19 protein-coding genes are annotated in these 20,484 nt (G+C 61.0%); 9 read left to right on the top strand and 10 right to left on the bottom strand.

Translation table 11 applies throughout. From position 1 onward, the window contains the following. Positions 1-39: 39 nt before the first annotated feature. Positions 40-1,527: a type I glutamate--ammonia ligase gene (gene glnA, locus P5689_RS07930; protein WP_023978322.1), complete on the bottom strand. Its 1,488-nt coding sequence runs from the start codon at positions 1,525-1,527 to the stop codon at positions 40-42. Positions 1,528-1,984: 457 nt separating this feature from the next. Between glnA and P5689_RS07925 the strand changes: the two genes are divergently transcribed. Beyond that, positions 1,985-3,181: an aminotransferase gene (locus tag P5689_RS07925; RefSeq protein ID WP_023978321.1), complete on the top strand. Its 1,197-nt coding sequence runs from the start codon at positions 1,985-1,987 to the stop codon at positions 3,179-3,181. Here P5689_RS07925 and treF read toward each other — a convergent pair. Continuing rightward, positions 3,169-5,454, bottom strand: coding sequence for an alpha,alpha-trehalase TreF (treF, locus tag P5689_RS07920; RefSeq protein WP_051757739.1), 2,286 nt, complete (start codon positions 5,452-5,454; stop codon positions 3,169-3,171). The genes P5689_RS07925 and treF overlap by 13 nt on opposite strands. 216 nt (positions 5,455-5,670) lie before the next feature. Between treF and P5689_RS07915 the strand changes: the two genes are divergently transcribed. Together P5689_RS07915 and tldD are read left to right on the top strand one after the other, a co-directional pair. After that, positions 5,671-6,804, top strand: a complete 1,134-nt coding sequence (locus tag P5689_RS07915) for an MFS transporter (RefSeq protein WP_023978319.1) — start codon at positions 5,671-5,673, stop codon at positions 6,802-6,804. 112 nt (positions 6,805-6,916) lie between these two features. After that, on the top strand, positions 6,917-8,380 hold the full coding sequence (gene tldD / locus P5689_RS07910) for a metalloprotease TldD (RefSeq protein ID WP_035444367.1): 1,464 nt from the start codon (positions 6,917-6,919) through the stop codon (positions 8,378-8,380). An 87-nt stretch (positions 8,381-8,467) separates the two neighbouring features. Here the strand turns inward: tldD and P5689_RS07905 are convergent, their stop codons facing one another. Both P5689_RS07905 and P5689_RS07900 read right to left on the bottom strand, forming a co-directional pair. Continuing rightward, positions 8,468-8,908, bottom strand: coding sequence for a hypothetical protein (locus P5689_RS07905; protein WP_031240483.1), 441 nt, complete (start codon positions 8,906-8,908; stop codon positions 8,468-8,470). 55 nt (positions 8,909-8,963) lie between these two features. After that, positions 8,964-9,398, bottom strand: coding sequence for a hypothetical protein (locus P5689_RS07900; RefSeq protein WP_023978317.1), 435 nt, complete (start codon positions 9,396-9,398; stop codon positions 8,964-8,966). Between the two features lie 365 nt (positions 9,399-9,763). Between P5689_RS07900 and P5689_RS07895 the strand changes: the two genes are divergently transcribed. The 3 genes from P5689_RS07895 to P5689_RS07885 all read left to right on the top strand — a co-directional run bounded on the left by P5689_RS07895 (position 9,764) and on the right by P5689_RS07885 (position 12,362). Continuing rightward, positions 9,764-10,810, top strand: coding sequence for a hypothetical protein (locus P5689_RS07895; protein ID WP_285532704.1), 1,047 nt, complete (start codon positions 9,764-9,766; stop codon positions 10,808-10,810). A 176-nt stretch (positions 10,811-10,986) separates the two neighbouring features. Further along, positions 10,987-11,250 (top strand): DksA/TraR family C4-type zinc finger protein, encoded by a 264-nt coding sequence (locus tag P5689_RS07890; protein ID WP_062163636.1) that lies wholly within the window; start codon positions 10,987-10,989, stop codon positions 11,248-11,250. Beyond that, a complete protein-coding gene (locus P5689_RS07885; RefSeq protein ID WP_285532703.1) occupies positions 11,247-12,362 on the top strand; it encodes a hypothetical protein in 1,116 nt (371 codons plus the stop codon). The genes P5689_RS07890 and P5689_RS07885 overlap by 4 nt, the downstream gene beginning before the upstream one ends. Here P5689_RS07885 and P5689_RS07880 read toward each other — a convergent pair. The 6 genes from P5689_RS07880 to P5689_RS07855 form a co-directional block, all read right to left on the bottom strand. Further along, the gene (locus P5689_RS07880; RefSeq protein WP_023978313.1) at positions 12,329-13,264 is read right to left on the bottom strand and encodes a 2-hydroxyacid dehydrogenase; all 936 of its coding nucleotides are present in this window, start codon (positions 13,262-13,264) and stop codon (positions 12,329-12,331) included. The genes P5689_RS07885 and P5689_RS07880 overlap by 34 nt on opposite strands. Before the next feature lie 136 nt (positions 13,265-13,400). After that, a complete protein-coding gene (locus tag P5689_RS07875) occupies positions 13,401-14,216 on the bottom strand; it encodes a 2-keto-4-pentenoate hydratase (RefSeq protein ID WP_285532701.1) in 816 nt (271 codons plus the stop codon). A gap of 150 nt (positions 14,217-14,366) precedes the next feature. Then, complete coding sequence (locus tag P5689_RS07870) at positions 14,367-15,179, bottom strand: hypothetical protein (RefSeq protein WP_285532700.1); 813 nt, start codon at positions 15,177-15,179, stop codon at positions 14,367-14,369. A gap of 102 nt (positions 15,180-15,281) precedes the next feature. After that, positions 15,282-15,761 (bottom strand): YaiI/YqxD family protein, encoded by a 480-nt coding sequence (locus tag P5689_RS07865; RefSeq protein WP_023978310.1) that lies wholly within the window; start codon positions 15,759-15,761, stop codon positions 15,282-15,284. 173 nt (positions 15,762-15,934) lie between these two features. Beyond that, positions 15,935-17,497 carry a Do family serine endopeptidase gene (locus tag P5689_RS07860; RefSeq protein WP_051395842.1) on the bottom strand — a complete coding sequence of 521 codons (1,563 nt, stop codon included), beginning with the start codon at positions 17,495-17,497 and terminating at the stop codon, positions 15,935-15,937. Between the two features lie 107 nt (positions 17,498-17,604). After that, positions 17,605-18,051, bottom strand: coding sequence for a nucleoside deaminase (locus P5689_RS07855; protein ID WP_062165591.1), 447 nt, complete (start codon positions 18,049-18,051; stop codon positions 17,605-17,607). 202 nt (positions 18,052-18,253) lie between these two features. Here P5689_RS07855 and P5689_RS07850 point away from each other — a divergent pair, with 202 nt between their 5' ends. Genes P5689_RS07850 through rsmD form a run of 3 tightly spaced genes read left to right on the top strand, consistent with a single transcriptional unit; the run spans position 18,254 to position 20,372 of the window. After that, complete coding sequence (locus tag P5689_RS07850) at positions 18,254-19,015, top strand: gamma-glutamyl-gamma-aminobutyrate hydrolase family protein (RefSeq protein ID WP_023978307.1); 762 nt, start codon at positions 18,254-18,256, stop codon at positions 19,013-19,015. Further along, entirely contained in the window at positions 19,012-19,818 is an 807-nt protein-coding gene (locus P5689_RS07845; RefSeq protein ID WP_051757741.1) for a pseudouridine synthase, read from the top strand. The genes P5689_RS07850 and P5689_RS07845 overlap by 4 nt, the downstream gene beginning before the upstream one ends. Next, on the top strand, positions 19,818-20,372 hold the full coding sequence (gene rsmD / locus P5689_RS07840; RefSeq protein WP_035444334.1) for a 16S rRNA (guanine(966)-N(2))-methyltransferase RsmD: 555 nt from the start codon (positions 19,818-19,820) through the stop codon (positions 20,370-20,372). The genes P5689_RS07845 and rsmD overlap by 1 nt, the downstream gene beginning before the upstream one ends. Positions 20,373-20,484: the final 112 nt, after the last annotated feature.

Here is a 20,484-nt window from a genome sequence, read left to right as displayed (position 1 = left end):
AAAAAAAGCCCGGCGCGAAAGCCGGGCTTTTTCCTCGGATCAGACCGAGTAGTACATTTCGAACTCGGCCGGGTGCGGCGTGTGCTCGAACTTGTAGACTTCTTTCCACTTCAGCTCGATGTAGCTCTCGATCTGGTCCTTGGTGAAGACATCGCCTTCGAGCAGGAACGCGAAATCGGCTTCAAGGGCCTGAAGGGCTTCACGGAGCGAACCGCAGACCGTCGGGATCTGGGCCAGCTCTTCCTTCGGCAGTTCGTACAGGTCCTTGTCCATGGCTTCGCCCGGATGGATCTTGTTACGGATGCCGTCGAGGCCAGCCATCAGCATGGCGGCGAAGGCAAGGTAGGGGTTGGCGGTCGGATCCGGGAAGCGGACCTCAATGCGCTTTGCCTTCGGGCCTACCGAGTACGGAATACGGCATGAGGCCGAACGGTTGGCAGCCGAGTAAGCGAGCAGAACGGGGGCTTCAAAGCCCGGGATCAGACGCTTGTAGGAGTTGGTCGACGGGTTGGTGAAGGCGTTCAGCGCCTTGGCATGCTTGATGATGCCGCCAATGTAGAACAGCGCATCTTCCGACAGGCCAGCATACTGGTCACCTGCAAAGAGCGGCTTGCCATCGCGCCAGATCGACTGATGCACGTGCATGCCCGAGCCGTTATCGCCAGCGATGGGCTTCGGCATGAAGGTGGCCGTCTTGCCATAGGAATGGGCGACGTTGTGCACGCAGTACTTGTAGATCTGCATGAAGTCGGCCGACTGCACCAGCGTGGCAAACTTCGTGCCCAGCTCGTGCTGCGACTGTGCCACTTCGTGGTGGTGCTTTTCGATCGGCAGGCCCATCTCACCCATGGTGGAGAGCATCTCGGCGCGCAGGTCGCCTTCGCTATCGACCGGAGCGACCGGGAAGTAACCGCCCTTGACCACCGGACGATGGCCCATATTGCCTTCCGGGTAGTCCTTCATCGAGGCGTCGGGGCCTTCGATGCTGTCGAGCTGATACGTGCCGTAGTTCGGGCCCGTGCCGAACTTGACGTTGTCGAAAATGAAGAACTCGGCTTCAGGACCAAAGAAGGCGGTGTCACCCAGGCCTGTGGTCTTCAGATAGGCTTCAGCAGCCTTGGCCGTCGCGCGCGGGTCGCGGGCATAGAAATTGCCGGTGCGGGGCTCGACGATATCGCAGATCAGGATCAGCTGCGGCTTGGCCGAGAACGGGTCCATGACGGCTGTGGTCGGGTCAGGCAGGAGCACCATGTCGGATTCGTTGATGGCCTTCCAGCCAGCAATCGACGAACCATCGAACATGAAGCCTTCAACGAAGGTGTCTTCCTCGATGGTGGTGTGCCACTGGGTCGTGTGATGCCACTTGCCCTTCGGGTCGGTGAAGCGCAGGTCAACCAGCTCGACGGAGTGTTCCTGCATCAGCTCGAAAACGCGCTTTACAGCGGCGCTGTCCGGCTTGCCCGGCTTGGGCGCTGCAATCGTGGAGGACGCAGCCTTGGACGCCGCGGCTGGAGCTTTTTTCGCCATTTGTCAACTACCTGTTTCTGCCTCAAGGGGCCGCACTGATCGGCTGCAAAACGATTAGGACAGGATTCGCGAACTGTCGAGTATTCCAAAGGTTTTTTACGCGTCTGACATAACGAAAAAGACCCTCTTCGAGCCCCATCCGACCCCCCATATCCCTTTCCGGAAGCAAAACGACGCATGACTGACCAACAAAAATAGCATATCGGAGCGTTTCGCTCCCTTATCGTTGTTTTTTTCTGCCTCGCACGCGACTGTGATGTGCCTTGACCGGTGGAGTCCCGGTTTCAACCGGGCTGACAGCCGGCAGGACTGCGAGGCCACGCCCCTTTCACACGACCGGAACCGTGTCAGGCCGCCATCGACACCATGAAGGTGCGACAGCATGCGGGATCGGGCCGATTTTACACCCCGCATTAAGCCGGTATCATGCCCTGTCCCTTTCCAGCGCAGGCCCGGCATGAAAAAACCAAACGCCTTTCTCAGCTCTTTGCCAACCACCATTTTCACCACCATGTCCCAGCTTGCCGCTGCACATGGGGCGGTGAATCTGGGGCAGGGCTTTCCCGATACGGAAGGCCCCGCTGCGCTGATTGATGCGGCTGCGGAGGCGCTGAAAGACCAGCGCAACCAGTATGCTCCCCTGACCGGCCTGCCTGAACTGCGTGAGGCGGTGGCGCGGGCCAATACCCGTGACTATGGCCTGCAGGTCGATCCGGCGCAGGAAGTGATTGTGACCTCAGGCGCCACGGAGGCGCTTGCCGTCAGCATGATGGCACTCATCGAGCCGGGTGATGAGGTCGTGCTGATCGAGCCGCTTTACGACACCTATCTGCCCATGCTGCGTATGCTTGGTGCCGTGCCGCGCTGTGTGCGGGTGGAAGCCCCTGACTGGCACCTGCCTGGAGCCGATCTGCGGGCTGCCTTTTCGGCCAGAACGAAGCTCGTTCTGCTCAACTCGCCCATGAACCCCAGCGGCAAGGTCTTCACCACGGACGAGCTCGATCTTATCGCCTCGCTTGTGCTCGAGCATGATTGCTATGCCCTGTGCGACGAGGTTTACGAGCATCTGACATTCGGGGTGAAACATATCCCGCTCATGACACGGCCCGGCATGCGCGAACGCGCCATTCGCATTGGCAGTGCCGGAAAGAGCTTCTCGGTGACCGGGTGGAAAATCGGTTACATTACTGCCTGCCCTGATCTCGCCGCCGTCATCGCAAAGGCTCATCAGATCGTCGCGTTTTCCAGCGCACCGAACCTTCAGCGCGCTGTCGCGAAGGGGCTGGATCTGGGAGAGGCGTTCTTCACCGAACTATCCGACAGCCTGCGCGCGCGACGCGACCTGTTTGCCAATGGGCTTCATGCGCTCGGCTTTCCTACCCTACCCGCTGACGGAAGTTATTTCGTCGTTGCCGACATTACCGCCCATGCCCGGGGACGCGATGACGTGACGTTCTGCCGCGATCTCGTGACCGAGGCCGGAGTCGCCGCTATCCCGGTCTCGGCATTTTATGACCCCGAGGGTGCGCCCCCACCGCGCCACCTGATACGCTTTGCGTTCTGCAAGACAGAAGCTGTGCTTCACGAAGCGCTCAGGCGTCTGGCTCTCTGCTACACACCGACCCCACACGGAGAACTTGCTCAGGAAGGTTGATAGGCTGTCATCTTGCGGGTCGACACACGCTGATCGAGCGGGGTGGGTTCCACACCGCTTGCCCCGTTGCCCCCCCCACTGCCCGCAGCACCATCCGGTGCTTCACCGGGCTTCGCGGCCGGATCGGCTGTGGTCCCGTCAGTAGAGGCCGCCTTGGGTGCGACCTGCTGCGCGTCGCTATCTATGGCGCTCGCATGAGCGGTTTTTTCCTGAGCACCCGTCTCGACATCTCCTGCCGGTTTCGCAGGGGCCATCACTGGATCATTAGCCTCCGGACCAACCGCGCTATAGGGGTCACTTGGGGGCAGAACATCGATCGGTGGTTGGCTCGAAAGCGGGTTACGCTGAAGTATTGTGCTCGTGTCGCCGGGATAGCGACGCATCAGCCCAAGCAGGGTGCCATTGGTCCAGCCAAAGCCGATCTGCATGGGATATTCACCCCCACCCTTGCCTCCGGTGGCACTGATCGTCGGGGATTCGACATCGTATTTCTCGAGCAGCACACCTGATTTTTCATAGGTGCCGATCACACGCGCCATCCAGCGCCGGGCAATGGTCTCGGCCAGTTCCGTATCGCCGTAGTTGTTGAGCCCCTTGATGGCCATCCACTCCTCAGGTGCCCAGCCATTCGGCGCGTCCCATTGCTGCCCGCTCTCATGGTCGGTCGCCATGATGCCACCGGGCCGCAGAAGCTTGTCCCGGATCGTTTCCGCAACCGCCATCGCCTGATCCTGCGACGCAATACGCAGGAAAAGGGGCATGGCTGTCGCCGCTGAGAGCACATCGGTCAGGCGACCCTTGCGCCAGTCATAGTCGTAAAAGGCCTGACGATCATCGTCCCAGAACACACGCCGCATGACGGCAACACGCTCATCAGCGCGCTGACCATAAAGCCTGGCCAGCTTGCGTTGCCCTGTCAGGGCGTAAGCGTGTTCGAGTGTCTGCTCCAGATGCACCATCAGCGCGTTCACCTCGATGGGTGCCAGATCGGTCGTATGAATGGTCGCCAGTGTATGGCCATCGGCCAGCCAGCGTGACGAGAAATCCCAACCGGTTTCCGACCCGGCCCGCAGATCACGATAGACATCTGCAGGCGCGCGCGATGGCGCGCGGGCAGCCGTTGCAACGTCTTCAGGATAACTCTCATCACGGGGCGTATCGAGATCATCCCAATGGCGCAGCAGCAGGGTTCCGTCATTCAGGCGCACCACATGGCGATAGGCCTGACCCGGCTTGAGCGTGTCCGCCCCTTCCATCCAGTAGGCGTACTCTTTCTGCAATTGGGGGAGGTAGCGTTTATAGGCCCCCTGCCCGTCATGCTGCGCCAGAAGATCGACCATCAGCGAGAAGAAAGGCGGCTCTGAACGGCTGAGATAATAGGTGCGTGTGCCATTGGGAATATGGTCATAGCGATCGATCAGCGATGCCATATCGCCGATCATCCCGCGCAGCAGATCCCATTGCCCGGTCTCATACAGACCGATCATGGTGAAATACGTGTCCCAGTAATACAGCTCCGAAAAACGGCCTCCGGGCACCACATAGGGATGAGGCAGGGGTAGAAGCGAGGAGTAGGACATGGGCTTGTCAGGCTGACGTGTCAGAACGCCCCACATGCCCTGGATGTAATCGTAGATGTTCTCATCCGCCTTGCGTCGATAGGACACATCACGCCTGATCGGCGGCGAGAAGTGCTGCTGATAGAAATCACGCAGATTGAAATCCGGATGATGCCGCTGCGTTTCCCAGTCGTTCAGGAGATCGGCTGGGGCCTCGTCCGGGCGCGAATCAGCGACATTCTTGAAGTCGGGCGCCAGATGCGCACCGCCGATGGCGGCGAAAAGCCCACCCAGCGCGATGGAAGGCGAACGCAGATCCTGCGGCACGGAGGCGACATGCAGCGACTGTGCGGCTTCGCTTGCTACCGTAACGCGGCGTGATGGTGCCTGCGAGCCTGTGCTCTCGGGCTGCGTCGCTGGTGACGCAGCCGGGGAGTCACTCGCCTTGCTCGCCTTTTCCGGATTTTGGGTTTCTTTTTCCGTGCCCGTTGCATCGATATGCGCTGGAGTCTGGGGATTCATTGCGCTGGAGGCAGACGCCTTAGCTACGGCGCTATTGTCCTGAGCCTGCGCCCAACCTCCGCCCAGAACGAGCAGGGACACACCCAGACAAAGCAGTTTCGACGCCGATAATTTACGCTGACGCGTCCATTGCCCAGCGTTTCCGGGCTGGCGTTGTGGCGAGAAAGCAAGGGAATGGCCCGACTGCGTCATGAACTCTCCTTGAGCGCGGTTCTTCAGTGAACACGATCCTTCAGGGGCTGGTTTGCCTTCTCCGTATCAGGCTCCCGGCCTGACCGGGCAGCAGGCTCTTCGCAATCTCGCCCGGACGGCATGGCATTGTTTTGTCATGCGCACCCGCGCTGTCCGATGGCATTGGAGAGTCCTGTTGAGACATGGACGATGCATGCCACTGAAGGACGGGTTTTGATGATGAACAGGCCAGAGCTGAAGAGGTTGCAAAACAGCACACGAACCGTCTTCTTTCTGACGGGGGCCATATTTGCCCTCTGGTCATGCCTTGTCCCCGTCGTGAAACATCATGCAGGGCTCAATGATGGCAGCCTGGGCCTGCTTCTGCTTTGTCTCGGCTGCGGGTCCGTGCTGGGCATGCCTCTCGCCGGATTATGGGTGGGCCGCTGGGGCTGTCGTCCCGTCGCCCTTGGCGGGCTGGGCCTTGCCGGCGCGGTACTGCTGCCCCTGTCATGGCTGAGTTTTCTGCCGGGGCTGGCATTGGGCATTTTCCTGCTGGGCGTCGGGCTCGGTGCGGTGGAGACAGCCATCAACATCCAAGCTGTCGAGGTCGAGCAGCGCAGCGACACGCCCCTGCTTTCGGGGTTTCATGCCTGGTTCAGCATTGGAGGGGCCGCAGGCGCTGCGGCTTCTCCTGTGCTCACCCTGACCGGTATGCCGCTCTGGTCCATCATCCTGTCAGGACAGATCCTTGTGTTTGTTCTGGCCCTTCGTGTGTGGCCCGGACTGCTGCATCAGCCCGAACCGGGCGGTGGCGAAGGTTTCGCGCTGCCCCGTGGGCTGGTCTGGGTGCTGGGACTCCTGACGGGCATTGCCTTTCTGGCCGAGGGCGCGGTGCTCGACTGGGGGGCTGTGTTTCTGCAGGGGCGATCCTCGTTCGGCATACAGCCGGGCTGGGGCTACGCCGTGTTTGCGGCGGCCATGACCCTTGGGCGACTGAGTGGCGACCGCGTCATTGCACTATGCGGGCGTCCGCTCATCATGGGTCTGGGCGGGCTCTGCGCGGGGAGCGGATTTGCGCTGGTCGTGATGGCCCCTAACGCCCCGCTCGCACTGGCGGGGTTCTTCCTGATCGGGCTTGGCTGCGCCAATATCGTGCCTGTGCTGTATAATTGCGCCGGGCGACAGCGGGTCATGAAAGCCTCGACCGCCGTCGCAGCCATCACCACCCTAGGCTATGCCGGGATTCTGGCTGGACCGGCCCTTGTGGGCGCGGTCGCTCATGCCACCAGCCTCTCCAGCGCTTTCCTCATGCTGGCAGCCCTGATGATTGTTGTGGCCGGATTCTGTCGTCTGGCCCGCCAGAGCTGACGCCACCAACCCGGCCATCGGGGATGTTTTTTATCCCTGTGTCGGGTTTCCCCTCGCATTTGAAGGGCGGAGAGGCCATGTGTCTGGGTTCAAGAAGGAGCTTTTGGGAATCATGACCTCTCACGCCGACGCCACGCCCCTTTCTGCCCTTGCTGTGACCGATCGCCTGTTTTTCGAACGGGCAGACAGCACCCTGACGCGGGATGAGGCGGAGAAAATCGTCAGCCGGTCGCTTGAGGGCATCGAGGATGGCGAGCTCTTCCTCGAATATCGCGAAAGCGAGTCCATTGTGCTTGATGACGGCGTGATACGCTCCGCCAGCTTCGATACGTCATCGGGGTTCGGTCTGCGTTCCGTCATCGGTCCCGAAACCGGCTTTGCGCATTCCGACGAGATCAGCAAAAGCGCTCTGGAGCGTGCAGCAGGTGCGGTCTCGGTCGTGCGTCAGGGGCGCAGCGGCACACCTGCCGCGCCGCCGCAGGCCACGAACCGCCGTCTTTACGCACCTGAAAGCCCCCTGAGCGATACGGATTTTGCCGCGCGCGCCGCCGTACTGGGTGAGATCGACACCTATGCGCGTGGTCTCGGGCCCGAAGTGGTGCAGGTCTCGGCCAGCATCGCGACAGAGTGGCAAGCGGTACAGATCATGCGCGATTCAGGTTTTCGCACCGCCGATCTGCGCCCCCTCGTCAGGCTCAATGTGTCGGTGGTGCTTGAGCGCGATGGACGTCGCGAGAGTGGCAGCCGCGGTATGGGCGGACGCTACAGCCTGTCACGCCTGCTGGGGCGCGAAACATGGCAGGAAGCGGTGGACGAAGCGGTACGCCGCGCCAAGGTAAGTCTCGAGGCCGGCCCGGCACCCGCTGGCGAAATGGATGTCGTGCTCGGCCCGGGCTGGCCCGGCATCCTGCTGCATGAAGCGGTCGGGCACGGGCTGGAGGGTGATTTCAACCGCAAGGGCACGTCGAGCTTCAGCAATATGGTCGGCAAGCGCGTGGCCGCCCCCGGCGTGACCGTGGTGGATGACGGAACGCTGGCTGAAGGGCGCGGCTCACTGACTATCGATGATGAAGGTACTCCCTCGGGTCGCACGGTCATGATCGAGGATGGCATCCTGCGCGGCTTCATTCAGGACCGGCTGAATGCCCGACTGATGGGTGTGGCGCCAACCGGCAATGGGCGTCGCCAATCCTATGCCCATGCGCCACTGCCACGCATGACCAACACCCTCATGCTGGGCGGTGATGCCACAACAGAAGAGATGATCCGCTCGACCAGAAAGGGCCTCTATGCGGTCGATTTTGGCGGCGGGCAAGTCGATATCACCTCGGGAAAATTCGTCTTTGCCATGTCGGAGGCCTATCTGATCGAGGAGGGCAAGGTGACACGCCCCGTCAAGGGCGCAACCCTAATCGGCAACGGGTTCGATGCCATGAACAAGATTTCCATGATCGGTCAGGACGTGGCGCTGGACCCCGGTATCGGCACATGTGGCAAGGCAGGTCAGGGCGTGCCCGTGGGTGTGGGTCAGCCCACACTGAAACTGGCCGGGCTGACAGTTGGCGGAACAGCCTGACAAAAGCCTTTGGCAGGTACGCCCCCCTCATGTTCTCGCCCCCCTCTTGATTGCAGGCGAGGCGGGGACGTTCTGAGGGGCGCGGGTTCAGCTCTTACGGCGGCGTGTGGCGCCAAAAGCCATGCCCGTCACCATGGCCGCATAGACCAGCGCCATATCCCGCTTTGAAAAGACCAGTTCCCAGCCGGGGGTGAAACGCTTTGGGGTCGCCTTGTAATCGACCAGGGCTGAAACCGGACCAAGAGCCAGCGTCACCAACAGCGCCCTGAGCAGACCCGGCAGCTTTCCAAGGGCCCGATCGTACAGCACGGCCCAGAACAGCACGGCTGCCACATTGGTGGCGGCACCGGTGCCGGAATGAATCAGATCCACCTCGTCATACGAGGCGGCATCATCTCCCTTCAACCAGTGAGCGGTGCAATTGACCCCTCTGACCGCCCTGCCGGTTCTGGCCTTGCCAAGTGCCAGAAGTGCTGCATTGCAGGCAAGGGAGCCGTAAAGCGTGATGGCAGGCAGACGGGAGCGCATGAGCATCAGTCCTTGAAAACCGTTGAATATCGGGATTTTTCGGTCCTCTGACCGTTCAATAGAGGATAAGGCAGATTGCCCCACCAATGATCCCCATCACCCAGAACGTTGAAATAACGATCTGATGCCGTATGGCGCGCAGCGCCAGCATGCGCATCAGGGGATCGAGCCGATAGGGCAGAGGGCGGGAAGTGTAAGGTGACCGGGGGGCATGGCTGTCCTCCATGTCGGCGGCGGGGCTCAGCCTGTCCTCGGCGCGGACCAGAACGGATACGCACCATTGCTCTCGCAGCCTGTCCAGTTCACTGCGTCGATAGAGGCGCTTGGAGCGGATTGTCAGCACACCCGGGCCACAGCGGAAGAAATGCAACGTTCTGAACAGACCATGCGTGAGCCCAAGATGGGCTGCTGCCTGAACTGAATCGAGCAGTTCTTGCTTTGGAAGCGCCCGGACCACCGAAGCGTCATTCCCCTGATCGAGACGTTCCACGCTCTTCCCTCCCTCTCAGCGTCGTGAACGAAAGCCAAGGAGACGGGTTCGGCTTATTTCCGGCGCCGTGACAAGTCGCGCTCCTCAACGCGGCGGTCCATAGGAACCAGAGAGGAGACCTGCCGAACATACGAGCCAAACCGCGGTGAGAAGAACGCAGCAGCCGGAACCATATGGGCGCTTAATGACCCGGCCGGGTCCAACGCCGCATTGTCATGCGGCTCGATGATCCCGCACGACAATGTGGCTTGCCCGGGAAGCGCCTCCGGACAGAGGATTGGCACAGATGCACTGATCCACTTGCCGTTGTCAGATCTGTCGACGGCCTGGATCAGCGATCGCAGCCGCGAGGACGATAGGCAGCGATGAAACGGGTTCTATCTGCTTTTTTCTGCGCAATACTCAGCCTGCTTGTTTTGACAAGCCATCCCCGTGCCCAGCCTGACTCATGTATTCTGGGCGCATTCACCCTGCCGATTCTTGGTGGGCCGGGCGACGCGCCTGTTCTCCCGGCAACGATGCAGGGGAAACCTGTCGCTCTCTATTACTCGACAACCGTCGATGGGCTTTATGGCGGCGATATCGCGGCTTACAGCGGTCGTGACACCGGCACATATACGACGATTGTGCAGGATGGTGCGCAAATCAGCGATGCCCCCCTCATGAAGACCGGAGAGCTCAAGCTCGGCACACTCGATCTGGGAACAGTTTCCATGGTCAGGTTGCCGCAATTCCCCATGCGCTCCGTCGGTTTGCGCCCGGTGGTTGGGGTGATCGGCGCACATCAATTCGATGGTCTGGCGGTCCTTATGGACATTCCGCATAGCGCGTTCGCATTTATTCGCTTCAGTGCAGACAAATCCTGCGAAGGAGCTGCCGCAAGATTTCCCGGCCCCGGTGAAACGCATCTGCCGCTCGACGCAGAGCATCGCGCGCAGATTACCCTGCACGGGGTAAGGCGGTCTCTGGCACTGGACCCAAACGCAGCATTCAACACACTGCCTGCCACCTGGATGACGACACCTGACATGAAGAAGGATCGCAACGTTTCGGGCGACTGGCCTGCGCCACCATCCCCCCGTGATGAAACGATCACCCTGCCGGCAATTCCCGAAATCGCCGGGACAGCTTTTCATCTGCAGGGCAGCGCAGGCTCCGGTTCATCTGGTGACGACAGCAGGGGCGTTCTTGGGCAGGTATTCTTCGAGCACCACGTCGTTCTTTTCGATTATCCAAACCATGTGGTCCACTTCCTGCCCTCACGTCATCAGAGATCAGGGGAAGGAAGCGCGCTGCGCTTTCCTCATACACTGAGAAACGAGGGGGAGGACCTCATGATCCGTCCCCCTTCAGGGACATGGCCGCTCACACCCACGTATTCTGGTGCAGGGATCCAACCCGGCTTGAATTGAGCAGATACCAACCAGAGGGCACATGATGGCCTTGTGACCTCTATCGAGGCATGGCCCAGCAAACGACACGGGGCTGCACGCGTGCTGAAAGCCTGAAAGGCTCATTGTGCAAGGGCCTTGAGAGCGGGGGATAGAATACCAACATCTGTCTTGTTCAGAACAAAAGGATCAGGCTGATGGCAACGGGTTGGGCTCCCGATGGAGCCGTTCAGGATCAGATCGATGATACGATTGCTGATGCGGTAAGCCGTGCACGTGCGGCCATGCCGCATGGCGAGAGCTGCGCCGAATGTGTGAATTGCGGAGAGGACATTCCTGCCGCCAGGCAAAAGGCCTTACCCGGCGTGCGGCTTTGCATCGATTGCCAGTCCGAGCGCGACAGAAGGCCGGTTTTTACAGGAATCAATCGCCGCGGAAGCAAGGACAGCCAGCTCAGATGAGCGTGGCAGGCGCCATACTGCATTCACTGGCGCGGTGTTCCTTCATTCGTCATGTAACGCGTGGGACCTTCTGCCTTGTCCTCCTGATCTGCGTTGTCTCCTGTCTTGCCGGAGAGGCTTTAGCCCAGGGGCAACCGGCACCGCCCGATTGCATCGAAGGCGCGGTCACCTTGCCGCTTCTGGGTGGATCGGGCGATTCACCGATCATCCCTGCCACGCTGAATGGCCGCCCCATCGCTCTGTATTTCTCTCATGGCTTCGACAAGCTTTATGTCGGGAACATGGACGGGTTCGACACTTACGACACCCACCGATCCGGCATGATCACGACAAACGGGATCTACACTGACCCTCAGCCCATCATTCAGGCAGGACGGCTGGCCATAGGCCCCCTCGATATGGGAACGCCGGACATGATCCAGCTTGAGGATTATCCAACCCAGAAGATCGGCTCACGGCCTTTGATCGGGGTGATTGGGCGCGAGGCTTTCTCACACCTCGCCGTGCTGGTGGATATGCCCCATAGCGCCTTCGCACTGATCCGGTTCAGCCGTGATGCGGCGTGCCGCTCCGCGCCCGCCGCTCTGATCGGCGCTGGGGCACAGGCCCTGCCTTTACATGGAAAAGGGCTGATTCCGGTCAGCATTGATGGGGTGGCCCGTGATTTCGTGCTCGATGCCGATACACCGGTCACGACGATACCGGCGATATGGCTCGACCCGGTAAAGGACGATCCTGCTGACCCGGCAGGAAATTCCGGCGTCGCGCTTTACGGCACCATTCACTCGCACCTCAAGCGCACAACCGTGAAGTCGATGCGTATGGGGGCGATATCACTTGATCACATGTCGGTCTATGCTCAGGACGATCTCGGCATGGGGTTGCTCGGAACCGATTTCTTCCAGAATCACATCGTCCTTTTTGATGATCCGGATGACCGGGTCTATCTGCTGCCCAGCGCACCGCTGCCTCAAAAACCGGGGGAAAACCTCCATTTCGACCGGTTTCGCACCGGTCGAACGAGCGTGGAGGATCTCTCAGGCAGGGCGCGTCGTATCGATCGTAAAAACCGGGCCGGTCAGAGCACAGGCGTCAGAAGCGGCTTGCCCTGAAAGAATGCGGCAAGGTTGTCGAATACCAGACGCCCCATCGCAGCTCGCGTCTCGAGGGTCGAACTCGCCCGATGGGCCTGAAGCACCACGTTATCCAGTGCCCAGAATGCTTCATCCATCCTGGGCTCCTGCTCGAAAACATCCAGCCCGGCACCACGAATGGCCCCGGTCTGCAAGGCCTCGAGCAATGCGGCCTCATCCACCACGCTGCCGCGTGCCACATTGATGAGGAAGCCGGTCGGCCCAAGCGCCTCGAGCATCTCACGATCAATCATATGGAAAGAGCGCGCGCCGCCCGAGACACACAGCACCAGCACATCGGCCCATTCGGCCAGAACGCGCAAATCTGGATAGAACGGGTATTGGGGTGTGTCACTCTGCTCGCGCGAACTGAAATAGGCGATGGTCATGTCAAAGGCGGCAGCGCGCTTGGCCACGGCCTTGCCGATGGCTCCAAACCCGGCAATGCCCAGCTTGCGCCCCTTGAGCGTCCAGGAATTTGGTACGGTCTCATGGCCCCAGCGCCCGGCGCGGACGAAACGATCACTGGTGGTGATGCCCCGCATCGTATCGAGCATCAGACCCATGGCCATATCGGCAACATCTTCAGTCAACATGCCTTGTGCCGTGGCCAGACGGATCTGTCGGCGGCGACATTCATCCAGGTCGATCCTGTCGTAACCCACGCCATTGACCGAGATGACTTTAAGATTGGGCAAGGCATCCATGATGGCGCGCGGCAGGCCACTGCCTCCACCAGTTGTCACGCCCTCTATCCGCTCAGACAGCGGCCCGAGCGCCTCCAGCGTGGTGAACTGATGCAGATGAAAAGGCGACCCAAGCTGCTCGTTGAAGCTGGCAGGCATCGGGTCGATCATCAGAATATCTGTCTTGGTGGCCATGATACGTCCGTCATGCGGGTTGCAGATCCTGCAACCCTAGGAAGAACCCGACCACTTTGTGCATCACCTTGGCGTGACGCAAAGAATACGCCGATGATGAGTCCACACGTGGCCGGTACGATCCATGCCAACGCGCTCAGCTGCGAAAAGGCGCACCGATGCGGGTTTCGACCGGGAAAAGCCCCTCGAAGGCAACACAGATTTCGGCCGGATCTTCGAGAAACAGCGTGCCCATGGTCGAGCCTGTCGTGACCACATCGCCAGCCTTGAGCGGGCGTCCGCGTTCGATAGCGTGATTGGCCAGCCAAGTGAGCAGACGAAGCGGGTCACCCGCCTTGTTGCCCCCTTTCTGATCGTAGCGCTTCTCGCCATTCACCAACATGGTCATGGGCAGGGTGGTGGGTGTGAAGTCGCGCCACTCGGTAACGCCACGCCCAACCACCAGCACGCCATGGCTGCCCTGATCGGCCAGATGCGACAGATTGTGCTGTGTATCGGGCGCGACGAAACGCGTATCGAGCAATTCGATGGCAGCGTGGATGGCGCCAATGGCGTCGGCCACCTCTTCCACTGTCCAGGGCGTATCACGCGCAGGCAGATCTTTCGCGAAGGAATAGGCAATCTCTGCCTCAACGCCATGAAAGCGGCAGAAGGACGGAGATAGATCATGCCCGCTTTCGAACACCGTTGCCCGGTGCAGCGGTGCACAGGCTGGAGTCGCTGTGGGTGTGGCTGCGCCCACCTTCCATCCCACGATTTCCCCTTTGCCCGACGCGCTCAGTGCGCGTGCCACAACGTCCTGCACCGCATAGGCGGCCTTGGGATTGATGGGAACGATGGTCTCGGGGACGGTATGCAGCGGCTTGTTTGTGCGCCGGGCATCGAGAAGGAGCGAGGCCAGATGTTCATCCGGCGCTGTTTCCCGGGCGGTATCCTGTATCGAAGCGGTCATGAAATCGGTCATTTCCAGAACAAGGTCGTCAGCAAGAAGGCATAGGTCGTCATGCACCATCCTTCCGTTCAGCCAGCCGAATGGGGGACAATCTGACCACAGGATCAAGATGACACAAATGTAAGAATTTGGCCATCTTTGGTTTTGAGTTCATGAATGCCCGAAAAGATTGCTTGTCCCGGTCTGTTCGGGTCGGTCGAGCGCGAGGGCCTGAAAAAAGCGCAGATCGAAGCTGCGGGAGACGACATGATGCGCTGCAGCAATCAGGGTCGCGACCACAAGACATCCCGCTATCAGATACGTGCCAGGGGGAGAACTGGCGGTGATTTTCTCCACCAGAACGGTCGCCAGAGCGAAAGGGATGGCCATAACGACATTCCAGAACACGTAGCTCCATACATGCCCTTTCATCGCCTCGAAGCTGCGCCTGATCCGAAAACCTGCATGCCCGCTTTCCCACGCCACATAGCTCATCATGAGGCAGCGCACGATCAGCCAGATCCAGAAAGCGCCCAGCAGACACAGGAAAAGCATACTCCCTGCCTTCGCCGAAAAACCCGCGTTTCCGTTGACATAATCACTGAGGCTGGAGGCCGCCAGCAGGGTCAGTACGGTCGGAAGGCCCTGAACGATCACGTTGACGCCCAGTGACTGCAATGCGCCCCGGTCCAGCCGCCAAAGGGCGACACCTTGCCAGGGTGTCAGACTGGCCCGGGTGATGGTGAGCGTCAGAAACCACATCACGATCGTGTCGAGACCACCTAGCATCAGCGGCTCGAAATGCGCCGAGATGCCATGACCTGATATCCCGTCCGGCCAGTTCATCTGTCTGATCGCCGCAAACAGACAACTTGCGATGATCAGACCGCCTGACAGCGTCAGGACATCCGTGCGGTTGAGGAAGCCCAGTCGGAAACTCTCGCGCATGAGTCGGCCAGCGTCCGAAAAGGAGATCTTTTTCATTCCCGCAGATCCTGTTTCTGAAGGGCCCGGTAACGGGGAGAGGGAGTCACGAACGAAGATCGCTCAACACTTTTTCACGAGGGAGATAATTTCGCCCGGACACTAACCGGGCGGCAGGGTCATGGGGCGCAGGCGCGGTTTGCGCGCCTTGTTGACCAGCGTATCCAGCGCGGAGAGGAAGCGCGATCGGTCGGCCTTGCCAAAAGCAGCACCACCCGGCGTCATCATCCCTGCCGAACGCAGATCGGTCATGAGGTTACGCATGGCCAGCGCCATGCCGATGGCATCGCCATCGAGCACACGCCCCTTGGGGTCGAGAACATGCACACCTTTTTCGACACAACGTGCGGCGAGCGGGATATCGGCGGTGATCACGATATCATTCTCGACTGAACGCTCGGCAATCCAGTCATCGGCCACATCAGGGCCGGCCTCAACCACAACACGTTCGATCAGGGGGGAGTCAGGCAGGGCAATCATGCGATTAGCCACAACCAGCGTATGCAGGCCGTAGCGCCCGGCCACGCGATAGACCTCGTCCTTGACCGGACAGGCATCGGAGTCAATGAAGATACGGGTCATGCCGCTACTGTGCCGCAGCCCGGTCATCGTCGCAAATCCTGCGCGACCGGCCTTGACCCTGCCGCTATGAAAAAAGGGGCAGGGTTTGCTTACCCCCCCCCCCTTTTCAGTCTCTCACAGCCTCACGAGGGCTGTTTTCCCCATGCCGCTCCGGCATGGGAAACCTGACGCAATCAATTGCCGTCATCATTGCTGTCGTCATCGCTGTCACTTCCGCCCGGGGCGATGGCAATGAAGATCTGCTGACCATCGCGCAGCACGCGCAGCAGAACGGGCTGCTTGTTCTTGAGCACACCACGCACAGCGGTCAGCACAGCGCGGGGGTTGTCGACGGCCGTGTTGCCAACACCCTGAATGATGTCACCCGGACGCACACCAGCCTGTTCGGCAGGTGACCCAGGGACAATCTGGCTGATCACCGCCCCCTTGACGGTGTCATCCACACCAAGCTGCTGGCGCATGTCACGCGAAAGCGGTGCGAGGGAAATACCGATCTTGCCGCCATTGGTCTGGCCGTTATCGTCTCCGGCGCTGGAATCCGCTCCCTCACCATCCTTGGGCATATTGCCAATCTTGGCGGTGATGGTCTGGCTCTTGCCGTCACGCAGGATGGTCAGCGTCGCATCCGTGCCGGGTTTCATCGAGACGGTATGCACGACCAGATCGTGAACGCTCTTGATCTTGGCCCCGTTCAGCGCTGTTACGACGTCACCGCTCTTCAGGCCAGCCTTGTCGGCCGGGCCGCCCTTGGTGACCTGCGCCACAAGAGCCCCTTCAGGCGGCGCCCCCGGCTCGCTCGGCTTCAGCCCGAGAGCCTGCGCCAGCGTGGGCGAAATGCGCTGCATCAGCACACCCAGATAGCCACGCGTGACGTGACCGGAGGTGCGGAGCTGGTCCACCACACTCTTGACCGTGTTGGACGGAATGGCAAAGCCAATGCCGATCGACCCGCCTGAGGGCGAGATGATGGCCGCGTTCACACCAATCACCTTGCCGTTCTGGCTGAAAAGCGGACCACCCGAGTTGCCATGATTGATTGGCGCATCGATCTGGATGAAATCGTCATACGGTCCGGCATTCAGATCGCGACCGCGCGCCGAGACGATACCCGCCGTGACCGTACCACCGAGCCCGAACGGGTTACCCACGGCCACGACCCACTCACCGGGCTGCACATTGTCTGAATCGCCCAGCTCGATGAACGGCAGCTTGCCGTTGGGCTTGATCTTGAGCAGGGCCACATCGGTCTTGGGATCACGACCCACGATCTTGGCAGGCAGGGTCGTGCCATCGTCCAGCGTGACCGAAACCTTTGTGGCACCGTTCACCACGTGGTTGTTCGTGACGATATAACCATCATTGGAGATGATGAAGCCCGAGCCGCGGGCCTCGACAGTGCGACGGGGCTGCTGCTGCTGCGGCATCATCTGGAACGGGAAGGGGAACGGGAAGGGCGCGCCCTGCGGCATCTGCTGGCCGCCACCGCCGCCGCCTTCTTCCTGCTCGGCCACATCGGCGCGGATGTGGGAGGTGATGGAAACGACAGCAGGCTTCACCTGCTTCACCAGATTGACGAAATTCGGCAGCGTCTGAAGCTGGGTCTGGGGCGTGATCGGCCCTTCTGCCCAGGCGGGAGACGAGGCACCAACCCCGATGGACAGCGCAGTGGCTGCAACCAGAGCCAGTGAACGGAATTTGCGTGAAGGCGTCAAACGAACAGGCATGGCGTCAGTCATGATCTTTCCAGCTTTGGCACCATCAGGGTGCGGTGTGATCAAGAGAACTTATGAACCGTCCTTCGGTTCGTCCAGAATAGGGGCGCGTAAAAACGTGGTAATCCGTTTCAGGACGCGCGCGATTCCCGCAATGTCATGAAAAACTTCTTCAGCAATTCAGCATTTTCGTGCTCGCGTACCCCGCCAATCACTTCTGGCCGGTGCAGACAGGCCGGTTGCTCAAAAATGCGTGGTCCGTGATCGACCCCGCCCCCCTTCGGGTCGTAGGCACCATAAATCACCCGTCCAAGGCGAAAATGCGTCATGGCGCTTGCACACATGGGGCAGGGCTCCAGCGTCACGACCAGGGTGCACGAGGCGAGCGACCGCGACCCGAGCACCCGCGCCGCTTCCCTCATTGCGAGAATTTCCGCGTGGGCACTGGGGTCGACCCTTTGTTCAACCTCATTCGAGGCACAGGCCAGAACCTGTCCATCTGCCCCAAGTACGATCGCACCCACAGGCACCTCCCCCCGCAAGGCCGCTTCGCGGGCGGCCTCGAGAGCACAGCTCATGGCCTCGGACGGGTCCAGACACGGCGGGGCGATGCCATTGTCACGCCTGTCAGGGGGGGCGCTTTTATCCCCCGTCCGGGTGAGAGAGGAGGGATGATGACTGTTCTTCTGCCTCATGCCGGATGACCCCCTCCCATCGTTCGTCGTGCTATCCTGCACGCCTGCCTTCTGTTTGCCGGAAAACCCTGCTTACATCCACCTCATGACACGCGCGCCCCTCATCGGCCTCACCCTCGATATCGAGCCGGGTGGCCCACAGGATTTTTCCCGCTGGCCCTATCACGCCCTGCGGCAACACTATTTCGATGCCATCCGCAACGCAGGCGGCCTGCCGGTTGGGCTGCCCCATGAGCCTGATCTGGCGCAGGCCTATATGGAGCGTCTGGACGGGCTGGTTGTCACCGGGGGCGCGTTCGACCCTGACCCTGCACTTTACGGTGAAGCCCCGCACCCGCAGACAACCCTCAAACCGGGACGCACGGACGCCGAACTGGCCTATATTGCAGCCGCCCGCCGTCTTACCCTGCCGGTACTCGGCATCTGCGGCGGCATGCAGCTGATGGCCATTGCCTGGGGTGGGACACTGCACCAGCATCTTCCCGATCATGCGCCGGGGCCTATTGCCCATGAACAGCCGAACCCGCGCGACGAAGCCGGTCACGATGTGATCCTCGTTCCCGGATCGCGTCTGGCCCACTACACCGGATGCACGACCATGCGGGTCAATTCCTCCCATCATCAGGGCGTGCGCGACCCCGGGGGGCTATTGGTAAGTGCCCGTGCCCCTGATGGCCTGATCGAGGCCATCGAAGCCCCCGGTACCGACAACGACACTGGCAACGGAATTTTTTATCTGGGGGTGCAGTGGCATCCGGAATTCGCTATCGATCCGGGTGACGCGCGTCTATTGGCTGGTTTCATCGACGCGGCCCGACACGCGACACCACAGGACAGACGAGCATGACCGAAGAACAGAAGGGCGAACGCATCGCCAAATGGATGGCCCGCGCAGGTGTGGGCAGCCGACGCGACATCGAACGCATGATCGAGGCCGGTCGCATCCGCATGAACGGCTCTTCGGTCGAGCATCCCGCCACCTTCGTACAGGATGGCGACATCATTCAGCTTGATGGCAAGGTGATCGGGGGCAAGGAACACACCCGTGTCTGGCGCTATCACAAGCCGGACGGGCTCATGACCACCCATCGTGACCCGCAGGGACGACCCACCGTGTTCGACTCCCTGCCTGAGGGCATGCCGCGCGTCGTCAGCGTCGGGCGTCTGGACATCAATTCCGAAGGGCTGCTTCTGCTCACCAATGACGGTGAGCTTGCCCGCCGCCTTGAGCTGCCTTCCAATGCCTGGATACGCCGCTATCGTGTGCGCGTGTTCGGCGTTGTGGACGAGCGCAAGCTGGCCGCTCTGGCTCATGGCTCGGAATTCGATGGTGTGCGCTATGGTCCCATTGAAGCCGGTCTGGACTCGCAGAAGGGCGATAACGCCTGGCTGACCGTCAGCCTTCAGGAAGGCAAGAACCGTGAAATCCGGCGCGTCATGATGGGTCTCAACCTGCATGTCAGCCGTCTGATCCGCGTCTCCTATGGCCCCTTCCAGCTTGGCACGCTGCAAAAGCGCGAGATTGAAGAGGTGCAGGGCAAGATCCTGCGCGAGCAGATCCCCGGCCTTGCAGCAGCCCCACGTCGCGTGCGCCGGGTGGTCAGGGATACGACCCCCGACACGACCAGCCCGGATGCCGAAGAAGAATAATGCGTATCGTCGGCGGTGAACGCAAAGGCGTCGCCCTTCAGGCGCCACGGGGCGAGACCACCCGCCCCACTTCCGATCGCGCCCGTCAGGCCGTGTTCGACATGCTGGCCCACGCCCCCTGGGCCGGTTCGGACTTCCTGAGCAGCACCCATGTGCTCGATGCCTTTGCGGGCACTGGCGCGCTTGGGCTCGAAGCCCTGTCACGCGGCGCCGCTTCCGCCGTTTTCATGGAGCAGGACCGCAGCGCCCGCGCCGTGATTTCGGCCAATATCCGCGCCTGCCGCTTCGAGGACCGCGACCTGTCCGTGCTGACCTGCGATGTCACGCGTGCACCACGCGCGCCGCGCCCCTGCACGCTCGTCTTTCTGGACCCGCCTTATGGCAAGGACCTTGTCCCGTCTGCCCTCAAGGCTCTGGCCCGCTCCGGCTGGATTGCCCCTGAAGCCATTATCGTGGCTGAAACCGCAGTGAAGGACGAACTCGCCATCGACCTTCCCTTGTTGACCGAACGGCGCTTCGGTGTGGCCCAGGTCAGGATCTGGCGCGCATCCTGACGCCGGCCCCGCTGGGATGACTTTACCCGCTCGTTATCGCAGGGCACGAACGGCACCGATTACCTGACATCAGACAGGTTTCCGAAGGATAACTGCCTCTGGCGGGGCGGCT

The organism is Asaia sp. HumB (genome assembly GCF_030263835.1).
Lineage (GTDB): Bacteria > Pseudomonadota > Alphaproteobacteria > Acetobacterales > Acetobacteraceae > Asaia > Asaia bogorensis.
Note: the sequence above shows the minus strand (reverse complement) of the source record. Positions and strands in the feature narration are given on the sequence as shown.

What these genes read in the sequence shown, in the direction of transcription:
- P5689_RS07885 (WP_285532703.1), top strand. Translation starts at nt 11,247, where the DNA reads ATGAGCGTGGCAGGCGCCATACTGCATTCACTGGCGCGGTGTTCCTTC.
- P5689_RS07880 (WP_023978313.1), bottom strand. Translation starts at nt 13,264, where the DNA reads ATGGCCACCAAGACAGATATTCTGATGATCGACCCGATGCCTGCCAGC.
- P5689_RS07915 (WP_023978319.1), top strand. Translation starts at nt 5,671, where the DNA reads ATGATGAACAGGCCAGAGCTGAAGAGGTTGCAAAACAGCACACGAACC.
- P5689_RS07865 (WP_023978310.1), bottom strand. Translation starts at nt 15,761, where the DNA reads ATGACCCGTATCTTCATTGACTCCGATGCCTGTCCGGTCAAGGACGAG.
- P5689_RS07870 (WP_285532700.1), bottom strand. Translation starts at nt 15,179, where the DNA reads ATGAAAAAGATCTCCTTTTCGGACGCTGGCCGACTCATGCGCGAGAGT.
- P5689_RS07895 (WP_285532704.1), top strand. Translation starts at nt 9,764, where the DNA reads ATGAAACGGGTTCTATCTGCTTTTTTCTGCGCAATACTCAGCCTGCTT.
- treF (WP_051757739.1), bottom strand. Translation starts at nt 5,454, where the DNA reads ATGACGCAGTCGGGCCATTCCCTTGCTTTCTCGCCACAACGCCAGCCC.
- P5689_RS07850 (WP_023978307.1), top strand. Translation starts at nt 18,254, where the DNA reads ATGACACGCGCGCCCCTCATCGGCCTCACCCTCGATATCGAGCCGGGT.
- rsmD (WP_035444334.1), top strand. Translation starts at nt 19,818, where the DNA reads ATGCGTATCGTCGGCGGTGAACGCAAAGGCGTCGCCCTTCAGGCGCCA.
- P5689_RS07845 (WP_051757741.1), top strand. Translation starts at nt 19,012, where the DNA reads ATGACCGAAGAACAGAAGGGCGAACGCATCGCCAAATGGATGGCCCGC.
- P5689_RS07905 (WP_031240483.1), bottom strand. Translation starts at nt 8,908, where the DNA reads ATGCGCTCCCGTCTGCCTGCCATCACGCTTTACGGCTCCCTTGCCTGC.
- P5689_RS07925 (WP_023978321.1), top strand. Translation starts at nt 1,985, where the DNA reads ATGAAAAAACCAAACGCCTTTCTCAGCTCTTTGCCAACCACCATTTTC.
- P5689_RS07855 (WP_062165591.1), bottom strand. Translation starts at nt 18,051, where the DNA reads ATGAGCTGTGCTCTCGAGGCCGCCCGCGAAGCGGCCTTGCGGGGGGAG.
- tldD (WP_035444367.1), top strand. Translation starts at nt 6,917, where the DNA reads ATGACCTCTCACGCCGACGCCACGCCCCTTTCTGCCCTTGCTGTGACC.
- P5689_RS07890 (WP_062163636.1), top strand. Translation starts at nt 10,987, where the DNA reads ATGGCAACGGGTTGGGCTCCCGATGGAGCCGTTCAGGATCAGATCGAT.
- P5689_RS07860 (WP_051395842.1), bottom strand. Translation starts at nt 17,497, where the DNA reads ATGACTGACGCCATGCCTGTTCGTTTGACGCCTTCACGCAAATTCCGT.
- glnA (WP_023978322.1), bottom strand. Translation starts at nt 1,527, where the DNA reads ATGGCGAAAAAAGCTCCAGCCGCGGCGTCCAAGGCTGCGTCCTCCACG.
- P5689_RS07875 (WP_285532701.1), bottom strand. Translation starts at nt 14,216, where the DNA reads ATGACCGCTTCGATACAGGATACCGCCCGGGAAACAGCGCCGGATGAA.